The organism is Brevibacillus sp. HB1.1, from assembly GCF_013332445.1.
Classification (GTDB): domain Bacteria; phylum Bacillota; class Bacilli; order Brevibacillales; family Brevibacillaceae; genus Brevibacillus; species Brevibacillus porteri.
Genome location: NZ_JABMIV010000011.1, coordinates 83,934 through 106,708 on the forward strand (window position 1 = coordinate 83,934; position 22,775 = coordinate 106,708).

General features: G+C 45.7%; 5 protein-coding genes. All 5 read left to right on the forward strand.

All coding sequences use genetic code 11. The features are described from left to right. Positions 1-7 precede the first annotated feature (7 nt). The gene (locus HPY27_RS24020; protein WP_174226148.1) at positions 8-9,574 is read left to right on the forward strand and encodes a non-ribosomal peptide synthetase; all 9,567 of its coding nucleotides are present in this window, start codon (positions 8-10) and stop codon (positions 9,572-9,574) included. A 79-nt stretch (positions 9,575-9,653) separates the two neighbouring features. Beyond that, positions 9,654-11,681: a condensation domain-containing protein gene (locus HPY27_RS24025; RefSeq protein ID WP_174226149.1), complete on the forward strand. Its 2,028-nt coding sequence runs from the start codon at positions 9,654-9,656 to the stop codon at positions 11,679-11,681. Positions 11,682-11,699: 18 nt separating this feature from the next. Then, positions 11,700-20,462 carry a non-ribosomal peptide synthetase gene (locus tag HPY27_RS24030; RefSeq protein ID WP_174226150.1) on the forward strand — a complete coding sequence of 2,921 codons (8,763 nt, stop codon included), beginning with the start codon at positions 11,700-11,702 and terminating at the stop codon, positions 20,460-20,462. Between the two features lie 29 nt (positions 20,463-20,491). Then, on the forward strand, positions 20,492-21,391 hold the full coding sequence (locus HPY27_RS24035; RefSeq protein ID WP_069851614.1) for a GHMP family kinase ATP-binding protein: 900 nt from the start codon (positions 20,492-20,494) through the stop codon (positions 21,389-21,391). 90 nt (positions 21,392-21,481) lie between these two features. After that, positions 21,482-22,753, forward strand: coding sequence for an MFS transporter (locus HPY27_RS24040; protein ID WP_017251709.1), 1,272 nt, complete (start codon positions 21,482-21,484; stop codon positions 22,751-22,753). Positions 22,754-22,775 lie beyond the last annotated feature (22 nt).

Here is a 22,775-nt window from a genome sequence, read left to right on the forward strand (position 1 = left end):
GTGCTGTATGCAAGATTCCATTACCGCATTATTGGAAGAACAAGTGGAACTTCATCCTGATGCCATTGCATTGGTATACAAAGATGCAAGCCTTACCTACAAGGAGCTTAACAGCAGAGCGAATCGATTGGCCCATTATTTAAAATCGTGCGGGGTTGGAGCAGAGAGCCGTGTTGGCTTGTACATGGATCGCTCGTTTGAAATGATCATCAGTATGGTCGCTATTTTAAAGGCAGGCGGGGCCTATGTCCCGCTTGACCCTGCCTACCCTGAGCAACGATTGCTTTATATGCTGCAAGATGCAAGCATTTCGATTGTGCTGACACAAGAAAGCTTGAAGTCCAGACTGCCAGACGGAATGAAAATCGTTTGTCCTGATCTGGACGCTAGCAAGATCAACAAGGAATCAGATGCGAATGTAGGCGAGAGTACGACTTCGGAAAGTCTAGCCTATTTGATGTATACGTCCGGTTCGACAGGAAATCCCAAAGGGGTACTCATCCCTCACCGAGGGGTGATCCGACTTACGAAGCACGCCTCTTATGTATCACTCACACCGGAAGAAACGATATTGCAACTAGCGTCGATCTCATTCGATGCGGCTACCTTCGAGATATGGGGGAGCTTGCTCAATGGCGCGAGATTGGTGATTTATCCATTTCACGGCCTGTCTCTTGACGAGTTGGGACAAGTGCTGCGTGACGAAAAAATCAGTACGTTATGGCTAACCGCAGGCATTTTTCATCAAATGATCGATTATCGGATCGAAGACTTAAGAGGAGTGCGTCAATTGTTGACTGGCGGCGACATCGTGTCCGCCAAACATGCGCAACGAGCTTTAGACATGTTACCAGATACACTGGTGATTAATGGGTATGGTCCGACAGAGAATACGACATTTACGTGCTACTATCACATAAAAGAGAAGAGTGAGATTCAACATTCCGTTCCAATCGGCCGACCGATCAATGATACCGAGGTCTTTATCCTAAACGATAAGCAAAAGCTCGTTCCTGTTGGTCTTGTGGGCGAATTATATGTGGGGGGAAAGGGACTCGCTTTCGGATACTGGAATCGACCGGAGTTGAATCAAGAGAAATTTATTCCGCATCCATTTCAACAAGACCCTGAAGCGCGATTATACAGGACGGGCGACCTGGTGAAATATGTGCCAGGGCGAGGAATCGAATTTATCGGTCGAAAAGATAATCAAGTAAAAATAAGAGGAAACCGGATCGAGCTCGGTGAGATCGTAGCTGTTCTCAACCAGCATGAGAGCGTAAGGGAAGCCGTCGTCCTTGTACATGAATATGGATCCGATGATAAACGCCTGATTGCTTATATCACGGGAGATGGGGATGTCGATGAATGGAAGCGGTATGCGAATGAACAATTGCCGCCTTTCATGGTCCCTTCCTATTTTGTGAAAATGGACGCTTTCCCGCTTACAGCTAACGGGAAGGTAGACCGTCAAGCATTGCCGTTGCCAGAAATGCGCACGATGAAGGATGAATTTGTCGCACCACGTACGGATACCGAGAAGAGGATCGCAGAGATTTGGTATGAAATTTTAAAGGTGGAGCGTCTTAGCATCCATGACACCTTCTTTGATTTGGGTGGACACTCGCTGCTTGCGACGCAGGTCATATCTCGCTTGCAGGATGCCTTTCATCTGTCGATCCCGTTGCGCATCTTGTTTGAATGCCCGACAATCGCAAGCCTAGATGCCAAAATGATGGAGCTTGGCTGGGATGGCAAAAGAGAACGGACACCAGCTATTGCGAGAGTCTCTCATCGAGACAAGCTGCCGTTATCGCATGCCCAGCAGCGTCTATGGTTTTTGCATCAATTGGAACCGGAAAGTACGGCCTACAACGTTCCTCACATGTGGCGCTTAACAGGGCAGTGGAATGTGCGTGCGTTGGAAACGGGATGGAATGCGCTCCTTCAACGCCATGACATCTTGCGTACTGTGTTTCCGAATGAAGGGGGTCAACCTTTCCAGGCTATTGAACCCTATGTGTATCAAACGTTACCAGTGATCGATCTACGTGATCGACCTGCTGCCGAAAAAGAAGAGCAAATCCACGACTATATCGAACAGGAAGCAGACAAAAGATTTGATCTACAGCGAGGACCCTTGATTCAAGTCAAATTAATCGTCGTCGAAGAGGATCAGTTCCTTTTGCTGTGCACGATGCATCATGTCATTACGGATGGTTGGTCTGAAGATATCTTATTGGAAGAATGGCTGGCCTTTTATGAGGAAGCAGAAAGCGGGGCACGTGCGGAACTACCAGAATTGTCGATTCAATACGCTGATTTCTCGGTATGGCAGCGCGAATGGCTGACGGATGAAGTGATGAGCCAACAACTCGACTATTGGAAAGCGGAGTTGTCCGGGGAGCTACCTGCCTTGCAATTGCCGATCGATCGACCAAGACCAAGCATTCAAACCTATGCCGGAGATATGCATAAAATTGTACTGGCATCTGAATTGCTTGAGAAGCTGAAAGCGTTCAGTCGGCAAGAGAATACCACCCTATTTATGACCCTGATGGCCGCGTACCAAGGCTTTTTATCCAGATATACCGGGCAAAACGATATTTTGGTGGGCAGCCCGATAGCGAACCGTAATGTAAAGGAAATCGAAGGATTGATTGGCTTTTTCGTCAATACGCTCGTCTACCGGGCGAACCTCCAAGACAATCCTACGTTCAAGCAATTACTTGCCCAAGTAAAAGAAAAAGCGCTACAGGCACAGGAATACCAAGATGTCCCGTTTGAAAAAATCGTAGAAATGCTGCAACTGGAGCGCAATACAAGCTACTCCCCGGTATTTCAGACGGTGTTCACATGGGCGGAAATGACAGCGGATGTCTATCGCACGTCCAGTGGGCAATTAGAAAAAATGCCGGTTCAGATCAATGTGGCGAAATTTGATCTTCAGTTATCCATGGGTGAGTCCGAAGACGGCCTCGTGATGAACATGATCTACAACACGGATCTATTTGATCCATCCACCATTGAAAAAATGACAGACCGCTTCGCGCATTGGTTGCAAGAGCTTGTAAACACACCGGATGTGCCGATTGCCTTGCTGGAATTGTTGACTGAGGAAGAACGTCACAGACTCTTACTCGAATGGAATCATACTAGTGGTGACTTTGGAAAAAATGATGGGGCTACAGTCTCTATGCAAGATTCCATCTCCACATTATTTGAAGAACAAGTGGAGCTTCATCCTGACGCCACTGCATTAGCATACAAAGGCACGAGCCTGTCCTATAGAGAGCTTAATAGCAGAGCGAATCAATTGGCGCATTATTTAAAATCGTGCGGAGTAGGAGCAGATAGCCGAGTTGGTTTGTATATGGATCGCTCGTTTGAAATGATCATCAGTATGGTTGCTATTTTAAAGGCAGGCGGTGCCTATGTTCCGCTTGACCCTGCTTACCCTGAGCAACGCTTGCTTTATATGCTGCAAGATGCAAGCATCTCGATTGTACTGACACAAGAAAGCTTGATGTCCAGACTGCCAGATGGATTGAAAATCGTTTGTCCCGACCTGCAAGCTCGTGAGATCAACAAGGAATCAGATACAAATCTAGGCGAGAGTACGACTTCGGAAAGTCTAGCCTATTTGATGTATACGTCCGGTTCGACAGGAAATCCGAAGGGGGTACTCATCCCTCATCGAGGGGTGATCCGACTTACGAAGCATGCCTCTTATGTATCACTCACACCGGAAGAAACCATGCTGCAACTCGCGTCGATCTCATTTGATGCAGCTACCTTCGAAATTTGGGGGAGCCTGCTAAATGGCGCGAAATTGGTGATTTATCCATTTCACGGCCTGTCTCTTGAAGAGTTGGGACAAGTGCTGCGTGACGAGGAAATCAGCACGTTATGGCTAACCGCAGGCGTTTTTCATCAAATGATCGATTACCGGATCGAGTATTTAAAAGGGGTGCGTCAATTGTTGGCTGGCGGCGACATCGTGTCCGCCAAGCATGCGCAACGTGCCTTGGATATGTTACCAGATACATTGGTGATTAACGGGTATGGCCCGACAGAAAACACGACATTTACTTGCTATTATCCTATAAAAAATAAGAGCGAAATCCAGCACTCCGTTCCGATCGGTCGACCGATCAATGATACGGAGGTGTATATCTTAAGCGAAATGTTAAAGGTAGTTCCTGACGGTCTCGTGGGGGAGTTGTATGTGGGAGGCAAGGGACTAGCTTTCGGATACTGGAACCGACCGGAAATGAGCCAAGAGAAGTTTATTCCGCATCCTTTTCAACAAGACTCTGAAGCGAGATTATACAGGACGGGCGACCTGGTGAAATATGTGCCGGGGCGAGGAATCGAATTTATCGGTCGAAAAGATAATCAAGTGAAAATAAGAGGGAACAGGATTGAGCTCGGTGAGATTGTAGCTGTCCTCAGTCAGCATGAGAGCGTAAGAGACGCCGTCGTCCTTATACATGAATATGGAGCGGACGATAAACGTCTGATTGCTTATATCGCGGGAGACGGGGATGTCGATGAATGGAAACGGTATGCGAGTGAACAATTGCCATCTTTCATGGTCCCTTCCTATTTTGTGAAAATGGACGTTTTCCCACTTACAGCTAACGGGAAGGTGGACCGTCAAGCATTGCCGCTTCCAGAAATGCGCACGATGAAGGACGAATTTGTCGCACCACGTACGGATACAGAGAATAGGATCGCAGAGATTTGGCGTGAAGTTTTAAAAACGGAAACGGAACGATTGAGTATCCACGATTCCTTTTTCGATTTGGGTGGACACTCGTTGCTTGCGACGCAGGTCATATCCCGCTTGCAGGAAGCCTTTCATCTATCTATCCCGTTGCGCATCCTGTTTGAATGCCCGACCATCGCAAGTCTAGATGCCAAAATGATGGAGCTTGGCCGGGATGGAAAAAAAGAACGGACACCAGCTATTGTGAAGGCCTCGCATCTTGAAAAGCTACCGTTATCGCATGCCCAGCAGCGTCTATGGTTTTTACATCAATTAGAACCGGAGAGTACGGCGTACAATGTTCCTCACATGTGGCGCTTAACAGGGCAGTGGAATGTGCAGGCGTTGGAAATGGGATGGAATGCGCTTCTTCAACGTCATGACATCTTGCGCACTGTGTTTTCGAATGAAGGGGGTCAACCTTTCCAAGTCATTGAACCCCATGTGTCTCGAACGTTACCAGTGACTGATCTACGCGATCGACCTGCCTCCGAAAAAGAAGAGCAAATTCACGATATTATCATGCAGGAAGCAGACAGAAGGTTTGATCTACAGCGGGGACCCTTGATTCAAACCAGGTTAATCGTGATCGAAGAGGATCAGTTCCTTTTGCTGTGCACCATGCATCATGTCATTACGGATGGCTGGTCAGAGGATATCTTATTGGAAGAATGGTTGGCCTTTTACGAGGAAGCAGAGAGCGGGGCACGTGCGGAGCTGTCAGAATTGCCGATTCAATACGCTGATTTCGCGGTATGGCAGCGTGAATGGCTGACGGATGAAGTGATGGGCCGACAACTGGACTATTGGAAAGCGGAGTTGTCTGGAGAGCTTCCTGTCTTGCAATTGCCGATTGATCGACCAAGACCAAGCATTCAAACCTACGCCGGAAGTATGCATAAGATGGTGCTGACATCCGAATTGCTTGAGAAGCTGAAAGCGTTTAGTCGGCAAGAGAATACCACCTTATTTATGACCCTGATGGCCGCGTACCAAGGCTTTTTATCCAGATATACCGGACAGACCGATATTTTGGTGGGAAGCCCCATAGCGAACCGACATGTAAAGGAAATCGAAGGATTGATTGGCTTTTTCGTGAATACGCTCGTCTACCGGGCGAACTTCCAAGACAATCCAACGTTCCAGCAATTCCTTGCCCAAGTAAAAGAAAAAGCTCTACAGGCACAGGAGTACCAGGATGTCCCGTTTGAAAAAATCGTAGAAATGCTGCAATTGGAACGCAATACAAGCTACTCCCCGGTATTTCAGACAGTGTTCACATGGGCAGAAATGAAAGAGGATGTCTATCATTCGTTCAGTGGGCAATTAGAAAAAATGCCGGTTCAGATCAATGTGGCGAAATTTGATCTTCAGTTATCCATGGGTGAGTCTGAGGACGGTCTCGTGATGAACATGATCTACAACACGGATTTATTTGATGCATCCACGATTGAAAAAATGACAGAGCACTTCGCAAATTGGTTGCAAGAGCTTGTGAATGCACCGGACGTGCCGATGGCCTTGCTAGAATTGTTGAGCGAGAAAGAACGTCACAAAATCCTCGTGGAGTGGAATGATACAGCAGTCGCCATTCCAGAGAATACATGCCTGCATGATTTGTTTATCGAACAAGCCAAAAAGACACCGGAACTCATTGCAGCTGAATATGGCAGTGAAAAGATGACCTATCAAGAACTGGATAGACGTTCTAACCAGTTAGCGCACTACCTGATTATGCTGGGTGTTGGACCCAATAAGCCTGTCGGGATATGTATGAATCGCTCCATCGAGCTTGTCATTTCGATTCTCGGCATCGTAAAGGCTGGCGGAGCATTTCTCCCCTTGGATACCGAAATGCCGCAAGCGAGGATGGCGAAACTGTTGGAAAGCTCCAAAACCAACATTTGTATATCCGAGCCGGAGTTCATGAACCTGTTTGGACAAGCCACTCATGTGAGATGTATAGATTCCCAAGCGGAAAAAGAAAAAATAGCAAGCATGCCGGAGGGATTGCCGGAGCAAACCGTAAAACCGACAGATTTAGTTTCGATTTATTACACGTCAGGTTCGACCGGAAATCCGAAAGGCGTTGAAAACCTCCATTATGGTTGGGTAAATCGCATGTTATGGATGCAGCGACAACATGGCTTGGGGCAGGGAGAGTCTATTCTGCAAAAAACAACCTTAACATTTGATGATGCAGCTGTTGAGTTTTTTTGGCCATTGTCTGTAGGGGGACGGATATCACTCTTGGAACCATGGCTGCATCGGGACCCTGAGGCGATTATCCAGGCTGCTATTCACTATCAAGTTGCGTGCATTCAATTTGTACCGAGCATGCTCAATATGTTTGTGGACGCCCTTTCTCCAGAGGATGCATCCAACTTGCACAAATTAAAAAATGTCATCTCCAGTGGGGAGGCGCTTTTACCCGAAACAGTAGGCAAGTTCTTTAAAAAGCTAAATGCCAAACTCCATAATACGTGGGGGGCCACAGAAGTATCGATCGACTCCACCATTTACACATGCTCGCCAATGGACGTGCTGGAAAAGGATTGTGTGAGTGTAGGCAAGCCGATTGATAACAACAGAGTCTATGTTCTTGACCAAAATAGGAAGGCTGTCCCAATTGGCGTCATTGGCGACCTCTATATTGGTGGCCTTGGATTGGCCAGAGGCTATCTGCATAATAGCGAGAAAACCCAAGAAGTATTTATGGAGAATCCGTTTGTACCTGGGGAAAGAATATATCGAACCGGCGACAAGGGGTACTTCCTGCCTTCGGGCAACATTAAATTCGTAGGCAGACAAGATAATCAAATCAAGATTAGAGGCATGCGGGTTGAATTGGGTGAAATTGAATCCACATTAAGCAGGCATCCGTCCGTTCGTGAAGCAGCCGTTATTTCTGTGAAAAACGACAGGTCAGCTACCGAATTGGCTGCTTATATCGTGGGGGACGGGGATGTAAACGAATGGCGGGCATTCCTGAAGGAGCATTTGCCTGCTTATATGATTCCAACTTATTTCATGAAGTTGGACAGCATTCCTAAAACCACGAGTGGAAAAATTGACCGAAATAGACTGGAATTACCAGCCATGAAACCAAGCGATTTCTCGATCATTGAGCCGCGCACGATACCTGAAGAACTTATCCACTCCATCTGGTGCGATATATTACAGGTGGATCGGATTTCGATCAAGGACTCATTCTTTGATAGGGGTGGACATTCCTTATTGGCTACGCAAGTCATTTCCCGCATGCGAAATGTTTTGGGGATGGACATACCTTTGCGCACGATTTTTGAGTTTCCAACCATTGAAGCGATTGCCGCCCGTATTTCTGAGATTAAGCAAGGCAGTGAGACGAATACCCGCATCCATGAAGTATCGCGCGTGGAAAATCAGACAGATGTCTCCTTATTCGAAGTATCCCATGGGCAAAGAAGACAATGGTTCCATGCAAAATTCAGTGACCAAGAAGCAGTAGGAGGGGTTTACCTCTTTGAAGTAGACGGTCCCGTTGACAGTCATTCTCTGCACAGGTCTATGGGCCTCATGTTTGAACGTCACAGAATCATGCGCACGACGATTATAGAAAACGAAGGGCAATTGTATCAAAAAGTGCATGACGACCTTGAGGTGGAGAATGCGTTTGTAGATTTGTCTTCGTTATCTGTGACGGAAGGCGAGCAGCGTATCAAAATGGATTTGCAAGTTGCTCTGTACAAGCCATTTGATTTTTCGCGAGAGTCTTTCTTCCGGATGACTTTGTATCGAATCTCATCAACGAAGCACTTCTTCATCTTGAGCGCGCATCATATTGGATTTGATGGCTGGTCGTTAGATGTGTTTATGAATGATCTCGCGGGCATTTATCAACAAGTAAAGAGTGGGGTGCAACAGGAGTTTTCCAAACCATTGGATTATATGGATTACACCTTGTGGCAGCAAGCACGGTTGCAAAATGGAGAACTGAACCGACAACGGGACTATTGGTTAAAACAACTGCAACAAAATGTAGATGCACCGTTCATACCGCGAGAAACACAATCGTTCACACACGGCAACCGAATTTCAAACGTAGCTTCGCTTCCAATCGAGCAAGTGAAGGGACAATCGCTTTTAGAATTGACTCGAATGGCTGGTGGTACCGTCTATACGAGCTTGCTTGCGGCGATCAACATTTGGCTGTCACTCCTCACAGATCAAACCATCATAACTGTCGGCTCGACATTATCTGGCCGCACGCAGACGGATCTAGAAGGAATTATTGGACCGCTCATCAATCCGGTCGCCATGCGTACAGACTTGTCTGGCAACCCGACTGTATTGGAAATGATGAACAGAACAAGAGAAACCGCATATGGTGCGTACGAGAATCAAGAGTATCCGTACAATTTGGTTGTAGAGGATCAACTAGCTGCCACAGGCGATAAGAAGAGTTTGTATTCCCTTGTTTTTATTGGACAACATGTATCGAACAATCAGCCTGAATCAGATGAAATGACCTTTACAGAATGTCCGTTACGTCGTTTTCTGGATGAAACGATTATCAAAGCATATGAAGGCAGTCACTTTGTTCAAGACGATCAATTGGATATGATGTTATTTTTGTCCACGCGTCATGACCAACTGATGTTAACTGCTCATTACAACACGGAAGCATTCAGCGAAAATGCAATGGATACGTTACTAGATCAGTTAAAGCATGTCATTTGCCAAATGATTGACAATCCAATGCAGCGCTTGTCTCAAATAAACTTGGTGGAAGAATATGATTTCAATGAACTATTCAGCTAACTAGTTTATGGCTGTTGGGGCATGCTGGTGAGAGCCGCATGCCCAACCATTACGCAGTTGCGTATCGGGGAGACTACGAATGATGGATAAAACTTTTATCAAAACGATCCCTCTGTCTGAGGCTCAAAAAGATTATTATCTACACTATTTAGTCTATCCAATGAGTCCATATTATCAGGAGCAGTATCTATTCCACTTCGAAAGTCGATTGGATGTATCGGTTACGATCCGTACACTTTACGAGATCGTGAAACGCCACGAAATCTATCGTTCCATTTTTGTTTTGGAAGACGAGCCCATCCAAAAAGTATATAGCGAGCCCATATTGGATTTTGAACATGTGTCTTCCGCTACCTGGGACGACACGATGATTAGAGAATATTTCAATGAGGAGTTCAGCAAGCCTTTTACGCTGGAAGAGGGGCCGTTATTCAGTTGCAGATTGCTCGATTATAAAGAAAGCGGCAGTATTTTATGTTTCAAGTATCACCATATCTGCTTTGATGGGTGGAGTGTTTCGCTCACCCTCGATGAATTTACGATGATCTACCAACTACTGATCACGGGCAATGATCACGTGTTGCAACCACAAATACACCAATACGCAGACTTTGTGGAGTGGGAACAGAATTACATAGCGAGCCCAGAAGGCGAAGCTGCGAGAGGTTTCTGGAAAAAGAAATTGGGTGGGACTCTTGAGCGGGTAGAAGTACCGCCAGATAAAAAGCGTCCGAGTACCCCTTCGTTTAAAGGGGGGATATCATTCTTTACGTTTACCCGCCAACTCCGGGATGAGTTGATTGCTTATCATAAACATCACAAATATCCTACGGATGTCATTTATTTATCCCTTTTTAGTGCTTTTCTTTATCGGATAACTGGGCAAGACGACATCATTGTTGGCGTACCGAGATACGGCAGGCCAAAAAGAGAGTTTCATACGATCATGGGACCGTGTATGGTAATGCTTCCCCTGCGAATCAAAATTCCTAAGAACAGCTCGCTTCGTGAATTGGCAAAGCAGATTCATGAAGAATTGTCTTTATGTTCACAGTATCAAAACTATCCAATCTCTTTGATTACAGCTGAATTGCAATATGAGCGCGATAAAAAATATGCTTCCTTTTTTTCAACGGCTTTCGTCCATCAAAAAGCGATTAAGCAAGATGCAGCGATTATGCTGGGCAATGCGCAAAATACTTTTCATAGCAATGGCCTTACCGTAAGCACCTATCCGATTGGCAAAGATGTATCCCAGTATGATTTATGTTTGGTCGTTGAAAAGGACAACCATCATGACATACTGGCAGGATTCGAATACAATTCGGATATTTTGGATGAAGAAACCATTGCCAAATGGGTTTCCGACTTTGAACGCACCAGTCTTTCTCTTTTGAAAAATGATGGTGAAAACATCCCTGCACATGCAGGCAAGCCCGCTGATTGGATGGAGAGTCTTTCCACTTTACCTTCCCTCAAGATATTGCCAGAGGACGTCATCCCACTCTCTACCGACTCAGTAAAGTTCGAGGAAGTGACGTTTGAATGGACATGCTTGCGGGAGGCTGGGATATCTCATCTGCCTAAAGTTTGGGATGCCTCTTCCTATGCGATATTCATGACCGTATTTCTCGTACTTTTGTATGCAGAAACCGAGAAGGAGGATTTGGCTTTGGCATTTCGTGCGGGGTGGGACGAGAGCGAGGATGTCCCAAGCGCCCTGCTTTTACGAGCTGATCTGACAGGCAATCCACTACTTGGCGATTTGGTTTTGCAAATACAAAGCAAGTTAAAAGAAGCCCATTATCATCAAGCGTCCTTTCCTAACACTCACGAGCCTCAACTCTTATTTGAAATGAGTAAGAATGAATATCCCTCCACGATTGATTTTCAATTCCGCATCCATAAAACTAACAACCACATACATGGCGCCATTACCTATAAATCGAATGTATTCAAGAGGGAGACAGTGCAACGGATCTGCACCCAATATGAATACTTGTTGGAAAGCGTGACAGCCGAGTCGCATCAAAGAATCCGCGAGATTGTCAGTCATCTGAACAGCCAATTTCTAACCAGTGATGATTTTGAACAATTATTTCTGTAGCGAAAGAGGTGCACTGGCTTGAAGCATTTAACAAAAGAGAACGTACTGGAAGTCATAGAGCTTTCCATGGTGCAAAAGCAATTATTACGTCCTGACAAGATGACAACCATGCGCTATCTCATCGAGCACCGTCTCGAACTGGAACGCATTCAAGAAACGTGGAAGGAATTAATTAGCCAGACGCCGGTGATGCGAACAGTTTTCCGCCAGCTTAAAAATAAACATGTACAAGTCGTATTGAAGGAGCTACCCATTCCTATTGACTGGCACGATGTACGGGAATTATCTCCTGAACAGCAAGAGCAAGTCTATCTCTCTACACTTACAGCCCATCAGGAGCCCATTCCGTATGAGGAGGGGCCATTGATCCGGGTATCGATTTTGCAGATGGACGCCAATCAATCCGTCCTCATCTGGACTCATCATGCATTAAGTATGGACGATGCCAGTCGCGAGCTTCTTGTAGCGGAATGGCTGAAACGGGTACGGGGTAATCAGCCATCTGCCGACCAGCGGGCCTCATTCAAAGAGTATGTTGCTTGGGAGTCAAGCCAAGATGGCTCCAAAGTCAAAAGCTTTTGGGCAGATCAATTCCAAGGCTATGAAAGCGAGAATGTGTTTTATCCAGTACAAGGGGCACAGAAGGATGCGAGCCATCCGATCACCTGCAACGCTGTTCTTTCCGAAGCGGTAACCACGTCCATCAGAAGGATGGCATTCGAGCAGCGAGTATCCATAGAGGCCATCTTTCAGGCTGCTTGGCTCCTCTTGGAGAATATGTACAGTGGCGAGGACAAGCTGGTCATTGGGGTTACCGTCTCTGGCAGACCGGAAACATGGAAAGAGGCGAATACCATTATTGGGCCACTGGCTCACAGCTTACCTGTTTTCCAGACCGTGCATGCGAATCAAAAAGTGCGTGATGTCGTAAAGGATGTCGAGGAAAGCTGGGAACAACTACAGCAAAATGATATGGCCACACTAGACATGGTCCGTAACTATGCAGGCATCCGAGAAACTGATCTTATATTTGGAACGACATTGACGATACGGAATGGTGCAGAAGATCACCAGGAATCTGCCATGCTTTATCGTGGCGGCCTCGAAACAGTGGAGATAGTGGTGACGGTCGGGCAGCTCATGAAAATTCAAATTTTCCATATGAATGCGTCCTCTACGAGCGATCTGGAACGATTGCAGTCCCATTACATCCATATGCTCGAGCAGATTTGCTCAGAGGCAAACAGGAACATCAGCGATCTGAACATCGTGACGGATGAAGAACAAGAGATCATGACGAAGGTGATGGGCAATTTCGCGGAGTCGAATCGCAGTATGGAGCAATTTGCGCACCAAATCATAGAAGAGCAGGTCAAGCGCAATCCTGACGCTGTTGCTGCTATCGATGGGAAGCAATCCATCACCTACCGGGAATTGAATGAGGATTCGAACCGATTGGCGCATTGGTTGCGAAGACAAGGATTTGGCCGAAATGATCTTGCTTGCCTATTTGCTGAGAGAAGCGTCGACATGCTGCTTGGTATTCTGGCTGTACTGAAAGCAGGAGGGGCCTATGTCCCGCTTGATACAGCCCATCCCGATCAACGACTCCTTACGATTCTTGATAACAGCAAGGCGAAGGTTTTACTGACCGAGGCGCGTTTCCAATCGCGTAGCATGGCCTTGGCAGACAGATTGGAGCACAAGCCAGTTGTGTTTTGCCTGAACAAAGGGGACGGGACAAGCTCGGACATTTCTTCCTTGCAAGCGTCGGATACATCGAATCCAGAGATCATCCATGCGCATGATGATTTGGCAAACGTCTTTTTTACCTCAGGCTCCACTGGTATGCCAAAAGGGGCAATGATCGAGCATAGCGGCATGCTGAATCATCTTTACGCCAAAATGGATGTCCTTGGACTGAATGAAGATAGCATCGTAGCGCAGAATGCTTCTCATTGCTTTGATATATCGGTGTGGCAATTCCTGGCTCCCTTGATGGCAGGGGGTAAGCTAGTGATTTACGACAACGAGACGGCTACTGATCCGGATGCATTGCTCCAAGCCTTGAATCGAGATGGTGTCACCGTAATTCAGCTGGTCCCGGCGATGATAGAAGCATTGCACAATGCTGCACTGACTCTCCCGCTGGAACAGCATGCGTTGCCTCAATTGCAATATATGATTTCTACTGGGGAAGGATTGCCAGTTACCCTGTGCCAAAAGTGGCAAAGCATGTATCCCGATGTGATTGTAGTGAACACGTATGGAGCTACGGAGTGCTCAGATGATACGATGCATGAAATCATTGATCGTTCGTATGCGCATGATGATTATCCTTATGTGGCCTTGGGAAGCTCGATCGCCAATATGAAGCACTATGTGCTGGACAAATGGATGCGCTCCGTTCCGGTTGGTTGTGTCGGGGAAATCTACATTTCTGGAACTGGCGTAGGGCGGGGGTATCTCCATGATGCTGAACGCACTGAGCTAGCATTTTCAGAAAATCCATTTTTGCAGGGTAGAAAAGAACGGCTATATAAAACAGGCGATTTGGGACGTTATTTGTCAAATGGGAGACTCGTATTTGTTACGCGTGCTGATTTTCAGGTGAAGGTACGCGGACATCGCATAGAGCTCGGCGAGATAGAAAATGCCCTTTTACGTCACACGCTGGTGAGACAGTGTGTAGCGGTTGCACGGGAAGATGAAAATGGGCAGAACGGAATTGTTTGCTATGTGGTCACACATGAACAGCAGAGCGAGCATGAGCTGCAAGCCTATCTCAGAACGATCTTGCCGGAGTATATGGTTCCGGAGCGAATCGTCATTCTGGATGCAATGCCACTGAATCGCAACGGAAAAGTAGACAAAAAAGCATTGCCAGAGACAGACGTGATTCAAAAGAAGTCTGAAGCATTCGTCGCTCCTCGCAACGATCTGGAACGAAGCTTGGCAGCTATCTGGCGTACCGTGCTAAACATAGAGGACATTGGGATCGACGATGACTTTTTCCAGCTTGGCGGGCATTCTATGAAAACGATTCAGGTTCGCTTGCGCATGAAAAGAGAGATGGGCATAGAAGTTACCATCAAGGACTTATTCGAGCATCGAACCATTCGGGAGTTATCCTCCCTGTTTCATCACGAGGAAGCGCTGTCCACAGGTGAGCTCCATACGCAACATGATCGATCGACGATCCCCAAGGCAACAGAGCAAGCGTATTACCCGGTGTCACATGCGCAGAGGAGACTGTTTTTCATTCAGCAGCTAGAGCCTGAGAATACGGCTTATAATATGCCGACGATCTACCATATCACGGGACCATTGAAGGAGCGTGTCCTGCATCAGGCATTCGGGTTGCTAGTAAAAAGACATGAAGTGCTGCGAACAAAGTTCCTGTTAAGAGACGGACGCCCCGTTCAACAGGTGCTGCCGAGCAATGACTTCACCTATGCATTTGTCGATCTTTCCAAGGAGTCAGAAGCGTCGAAGCAAGAAGCAATTGATCTGATTATCCAAAAAGAGACGGAAACCAGCTTTGATTTTGACAGGGATACATTGTTTCGGGTGAAGTTATGCAAGGCTGCGGAAGAAAAATACGTATTGTTAATGAACATGCATCACATGATCAGTGATCAATGGTCATGGGGGATATTGATGAAGGATTTAGGCACCATCTACGAATCCTTGCATCAAGGGGTAGACCTCGAATTGCCAGAGTTGAGCATCCAGTATAAAGATTACGCAGTCTGGCAAAATCAGTCGATTCATCATGGAGAGCTGGCAGAATCAGAAGCGTATTGGCTGAAGACATTCGAAAAAGAGATCCCAGTATTGGACTTGCCGACAGATTGCCAGCGACAGCCTGTACAAACGTATTTTTCGGCAACGGAATCTTATCAAATTCCGGAAAAAGCGTTTAGCTGCATGAAAGAGATTGCTCAGCAACATGATGCCTCCATGTTTATGGTGATTTTATCAACGATAGGCATTTGGCTGTCCAAGCTAACCAATCAACAGGATATCATCATCGGTACTCCGGAGGCTGGCCGGAACCACATGGATATTGAACAGGTCATTGGATTTTTTATTAACACACTCCCGTTGAGACTAGAAGTCAATCAGGAGCATACCTTCATCGAGGCGTTACACGTTTGGCGCCAGCAAGCACTGGAGTCTTACATGCATCATGAGTATCCATTCGATAAATTGGTCGAAAAAATTAATCCGGAAAGAGATGTTAGCCGCAATCCTATTTTTTCTTTCATGTTCCAATATATTGAAAAAACGGAAGAGGAAAATGAAATAAATGGCTTGGAAATGACAGCTGTTGAATCCTATAACTCCATGACGAATTTCGATTTATCGCTCGTATGCATGGACCTAGAAAATGGAGCGGGTTTGACTGTCGAATATCGCACGGATTTATTTAAGCCAGAAACGGTTCAACGGATGCTCAAATATTTGGGCAACATCATCGAACAGGTAGCCAATCAACCAGATATCCATTTCAAGCATATCGAATTGTTGTCAGTGGAAGAAAAACAGGCAATGATCTCTGCCTATAAGGAAGTTTCTTTTACCAATGGGGATGAGCATAAAACAATCATCGAGCTATTCGAGGAGCAAACAGAGAAAACCCCGGATCGCATTGCTCTCGCTTTTGAAGAGCAAGAACTGTCTTATTCAGAACTGAATAAACGGGTGAATCAGCTGGCGCGGACATTGGTAGCTGCGGGCGTCCATGCAAATCAAATGGTGGGGATCATCGCAGAACGGTCCATAGAGATGATCGTTGGCGTATTGGCGATTGTGAAAGCGGGTGGAGCCTACGTCCCCATTGACCCTGATTATCCGGAAGAGCGTATACGGTACATGCTGGAACATTCGGGAGCAGAAGTTTTGCTGTTGCATCAGTCGGTACGCAACAAAGTGAATACTGACAAAAAAATGATCCTGCTTGACGATGAGGAGTCCTATCATCAGGAGAATACGAATCTCGGGTTACCTGTTCAGTTTGATCAGCTTGCTTATGTGATTTATACATCAGGCACTACGGGAACGCCAAAGGGAGTCATGATTGAACACCGACAGCTTCATTCGCTTGCGCAGGCATGGAAACAAGAATACAAGCTGGATGAATTCCCCGTCAGAAGTTTGCAATGGGCAAGTTTTTCTTTTGATGTGTTTACGGGTGATTATATGAGATGCCTGTTAAACGGTGGGAAACTGGTTATTTGCCCAAAAGATGCGAGAGTGGATTTGGAGCGCCTTTACTACCTGATGGAAAAGCATGAGATTAATCTGTTTGAATCGACTCCCGTCCTTGTGATTCCTTTCATGGACTATCTCTATGAAAATGGGCTCAACATAGACTTCATGAAAATATTGATTCTTGGCTCGGATCAATGCCCGTTACATGCCTTTCACAAACTTGTTGATCGATACGGAAGCACAATGAGAATCTTAAACAGCTATGGAGTGACGGAGGCTACCATTGATTCCTCCTATTATGAAAGAGATAAACAGCAAGATTACAAATTTCTGCCGATTGGCAAGCCTTTGCCAGGGGTGAAGATGTATATTCTGGACGCCAATCTTCATGTGCAGCCTGTGGGTGTCCCAGGAGAACTGTATATTGGAGGCTTGGGAGTAGGAAAAGGATATTTCAAGCGGTCAGATTTGACGAATGAAAAATTCGTTCCCAATCCGTTTTGTATCGGTGAAAGCATGTATAAGACAGGGGATATGGCTCGATGGCTCCCCAGCGGAGATATTGAATTTTTAAGGCGATTGGATAATCAGGTAAAAATACGTGGGAATCGAATCGAATTAGAAGAAATCGAAGCGGAATTACGAAAAATGGGCGATATTCGCGACGCGGTCGTTATCGCAAGAGCGGATGAATCCGGTCAAAAAAGGCTGGTTGCATTCTATGTAGCTACAAAAGCTGTGGAATCGAACGTATTGAGAGAGTCGTTGCGGAAGTCGTTACCGGCATTTATGGTCCCAGCCCATTTTGTTCAGCTAGATGAAATACCAGTAACGCCGAATGGAAAGATTGATCGAAAAGCGTTAATGGATATCAACATCGTCTTGCAGAGTGAAATGGAATATGTGGAGCCCCAAACGGATAACGAGAAGATATTGGTAGCTGTGTGGCAAGACGTTTTACATGAGAAAAAGATTGGGACTTTGGATCATTTCTTTGAACTTGGTGGCGACTCTATCAAATCGATTCAAGTTTCATCGCAATTAGCAGCTTTGGGATACAAGATGGAGATTCGAGATCTTTTCAAATATCCAACGATCGCAGAACTGAGTACAAAACTGAAACTGATGAATAGGAAAATTGACCAGAAGGATGTGGAAGGCGTTGTACCACTGACCCCGATTCAGCATTGGTTGATACAAGAACACAGTCAGCATCTCCATCACTATAACCAATCTTTTGTGTTGTACCGCAAAGAGCGGTTTGACGAGGAGATAGTTCGCAAAGTCGTCGATAAGCTCGTACAGCACCATGATGCACTGCGAATGATTTTCCGCCAAACCGAGACAGGTTATGAGGCTTATAATCGAGGCGTCAACACTAGCGACATGTATCGTCTGGAGATTTGGGACTATCAAAACAAGAATGGGTCTGAGATCGAACAAGCGATGGACTTGAAATGCAGTGAAATTCAATCGAGGCTTAACATTTTTGATGGCCCATTAATGAGGCTAGGGTTATTCCAATGCTCGGATGGCGATCACTTGCTTATTGCTGTTCATCATTTAGTCGTAGACGGGGTATCATGGCGCATTTTAATCGACGATTTCAAAACAGCTTATGGGCAGCTCCTCCGTAATGAAGAGATTCGTTTCCCTTTAAAAAGTGATTCAATCCAATTATGGGCACAACAATTGAACGAGTATGCCAATAGCGAAAGGCTCGAGCAAGAGCGTGAATATTGGAATCGAATCGAGGAAAGGGACACTCATTCGTTGCCAACCGATTACGATGAGCAAAAACCGCTTCGGAAAACAACCAGGACGAAAACGGTCATGATGGATCAGCAGCAAACCGAGGAATTGCTAAAACAAGCCAATCGTGCCTATCAGACGGAAATCGATGAACTTTTGTTGGCTGCTATTGGAATGGGCTTTAAAAAATGGGCAAATATCGATCGCGTCGTCTTGAATATGGAAGGGCATGGTAGGGAATCGATTTTACCAGATCTGAACATTAACCGCACAGTGGGATGGTTCACGAGTGAATATCCAGTGATGGTAGATGTCGGGAACGAAATGAATCCGTCAGCTATCATTCCTAAAATCAAAAAAGATGTACGAAGAATACCACATAAAGGGATTCACTACGGTATATTGAAATATTTGTCTGCAAAATCGCCAAACACCACCATGAATGTACATCCTGAGGTCAGTTTTAATTATTTGGGACAATTTGATATGGATCGAAAAGAAAAGGATGACGACATTCAATTGTCCACATTCTCAGGCGGAGAATCAATGAGTCTGGAGCAGTTCCGGGAATGCAAGATTGACATTGAGTGCGTGGTGTTGAATGGAAGCTTTCACTTTATGGTAGCTTACAGCGAGGCACAGTATAAAACGGAAACCATCGAACGACTTACTGCATGCCTTCAGGATAGTCTTAGGGAAGTCCTCCAACACTGCATGATGAAATTGCGCAACAATCCTGACCACGAAATCGCTGGAGAATGGGTGGACTTCGAAGCAGTGATAGACGGATTTTTCGACTCTTCTACGATGAGTGATCTTCCTGGCGCAATTGCGGTGGTAGTCCAACACGGTCAAGTGAAAGTAAAGAAGGCTTACGGTTACGCCAATCTATCAGAGAAAGTGCCCATGAGTGCAGATGAAACCGTAGTCAAGGTAGGTTCGATTTCCAAACTCGTAACAGTCGCTGCCATTTTGAAGCTAGTGGAGCAAGGTCTGATTGGATGGAACGAGGATGTTCAGCAATACCTCGATATGGAAATACCGAGAAGGGTTGAGGGCCCACTAACGGTAGAACATTTACTCAGTTACACAACAGGGTTTGACTCGCCAGACGCGGGAAATGATCAAAGCTATCATTTTGGCGGGCGTGACTCCCTAACGTTACGAGAGTATATTCACCGCTATATGCCAACCGTGATTTACAAGCCTGGCGAACAATATGGGAATGAGAATTTTGCCTTTATGCTGGCGGGTTATCTGGTGGAAAGAGTGACGGGAGTTTCCTTTGATCGCTATGTAAGAGAGCATTTCTTTACGCCTCTCGAAATGACAGACAGCAGTTTTCTACTACAACCAGAATTAGAGGCGAAGATGGCCACAGGCTATGATCTGGAAAATCAGGCCGTGCAAAAGTACGATTTCAGCCCTGCAATCTCACCAGACGGCAGCATGCTCTCCACGGGGCACGATATCGCCACATTCATGCTGGCTCTCTTACGTGGAGGCGCTGATGGCAAAGGATCAATTTTAGAGGCGGATTCGATAGACAAAATGTTCTCCAGTAAATCAGTACCTCATCCAACAGGGGCAAATACAGGGTATGGATTTACGGTAAAATTCCACCCAGAATACGTACATGAGAATATTTTGGCGAAGGCAGGCGAGGTCATAGGCTTTAACTCCTTTATGTGGTTCCTGCCAGAAAAACAAATGGGGGTCTTTGTTAGTACAAATAAAAGTCAATTCAACAAAATTGAATTTTTCGATTACTTCATGAAGCGCTATCGTCCTGCGGAAGCGATCATCATGTAAATCATATTCGTGTAAACGGGGGGGCCACTATGAGCATGATTAAGACTAGTTCCATTAGTCGTTTTCCGAATACGAATGACGTAGGAATCGGTGTATCTATCGGTACTTTTGGGGAACTACTGCAGGGGATTCTAGAGGAAAATAATCTGGATTTTCTGGTGACTTTGCCTATCAAAAATGCATCCTACGCTACTTTTTATTCGATTCCAACCTTACAGGAGATCATCATCGTGCCACGCTCCAAGCAAAAATCAAAAAGGTTGGCGGAAAAAATCATTCAGCACTATGGATTGCCGGCAGGTGGAATTTTAGAGATCAACTCAGAACTTCCGGTTGGAAAAGGCTTGGCAAGCTCATCAGCAGATTTGGTGGCTGCCTCCAGAGCGGTTGGAAATTGTTTCGATATAAGCATTGAGCCTTCCTTACTAGAGTGGTTTTTGTCGAGTATTGAGCCGACGGATGGCGTTATGTATGAGGGGGCGGTTTCTTACTACCATAAAGAAGTCAGATTGCGAGAATACATCGGGGAACTGCCGGCATTATGCATTTTAAGTATTGATGAGGGAGGAACCATCGATACCGTTGAGTTCAATAAGCGAACAAAGCCCTATACCCAAGAAGACAAGATGGAGTACAGTGTGTTGTTACAAAAAATCACGAAAGCAATCAGAGAAAGAGATGTCCACATGATAGGTGCCGTCTCTTCCCGAAGTGCGATCTTGAATCAAAAGATTCTGCCCAAAAAATTATTGCCGGAAGTCATGGAGATCAACGAGAAAATTGGCGGGTTAGGTACTGTTGTGGCACATAGTGGGACCAGCCTCGGTATTTTATTGTTGAAAGAAGAACCTGATTTCTATCAAAAGCTGGAACTGGGGTATAGATGGTTAAGTGAACTGAATAAAGAAGTGCATGTGTACCACACCTAGAGGATCAGATCCAAGAGATGGCTTCTGGCATGCTCGGAAGTCATCTTCCCCAAAAATTGATTTCGTTCGTATTGGGAGTGGATTATCGAGATGGAACAGCCAGTAAGCGTTAATGAAAAGGTATCTTTTCGGGCGTTGCTTGGCTTGAAAAGTTATCGCTATTTAATCTTTTCGCAATTTGTCTCGAACATGGGAGATGGAGTATATCGATTAGCGCTTATTTGGCTAATGAAGGTTTTGACGGAAAGTCCTTTGTTAATGGCGATTTTATTGGCAGCGGAGACCATCCCATTGATCATATTTGGATTGTTCGCGGGCGTTTTTGTTGATCGAGGAAATAAAAAGAGGATCATGGTCGTTTCGCATATATTGAGAGCTGCGCTCATTTTATGCATCGTCCTGTTGTTCTTGTTTAACATGCTGCATCCTGCTGTACTGATCATCATTGCCGTTTTGCTGACTACGGTTAGTGCCTTCTTCAGGCCAGCACTCACGGTAGCGATACGGACGTTGGTTCCCGAACAACATATGACGCAAGCCCAAAGTTTATCGCAGATGATTCAAACGATTGTCAGTTTGGCGGCTCCGGCATTGGCAGCGGGGTTGATCGCGTTTGGAATGGAATATGCTTTTATTTTGAATGTCGTCACCTATTTGTTAGGTGCACTGATTATTTTATGGATAAACGAGAAGGAGCTTGTCATTTCATCTGTCAGTGAGTTTACAGCAAGAATGATCATGACGGATTTGAAGGATGGAATCCATGCGATTACGAAGCATGATTTTTTGCGAAACTGCATGATTTATTTCACCATCCTCAATTTTTTGACGGCTCCAGAAGCGATCTTGCTGCCACTGGTCGTTACCAATGTTACCGAATTAGCCATGCTCGAGATTAGTTTTTTTATCGGGATTATGCTTGGGTCGCTATGTATTAATTATTTGAATCGATATGATGCGATTATTTACATTTGCTGCGGCATTAGTCTGTTCAGTATCGGAATCGGAATGTTTGCGTTTGGTATTCCACTTGTATGGCAAGTCATATGTGTATTCGTGAATGGGATAGGCTCGGCATTCGTCAATATCAAAATGAGCACGTTGATTACCTTGATGGTGCCTAAGGAAGTCTTGGGAAGAGCATCGAGCTTGATCAGTGTAATGGTTATGTGCGCCATGCCAGTCTCCGTATTCCTGGTAGGTCTGACTACTGGTCTTGTTTCCATCTTTACGATATTTGGAATCATTGGCGGAGCGGGACTTCTCATTGTGGTTCTTATGCTGATGAACCCACACTTGAGAATGAAAAAAGAACATCACTACGATTATGCGGAACAGAAATCAGGGGGAATCTCTCTTTAGTGCAACTCCTGGTTGGATCGTT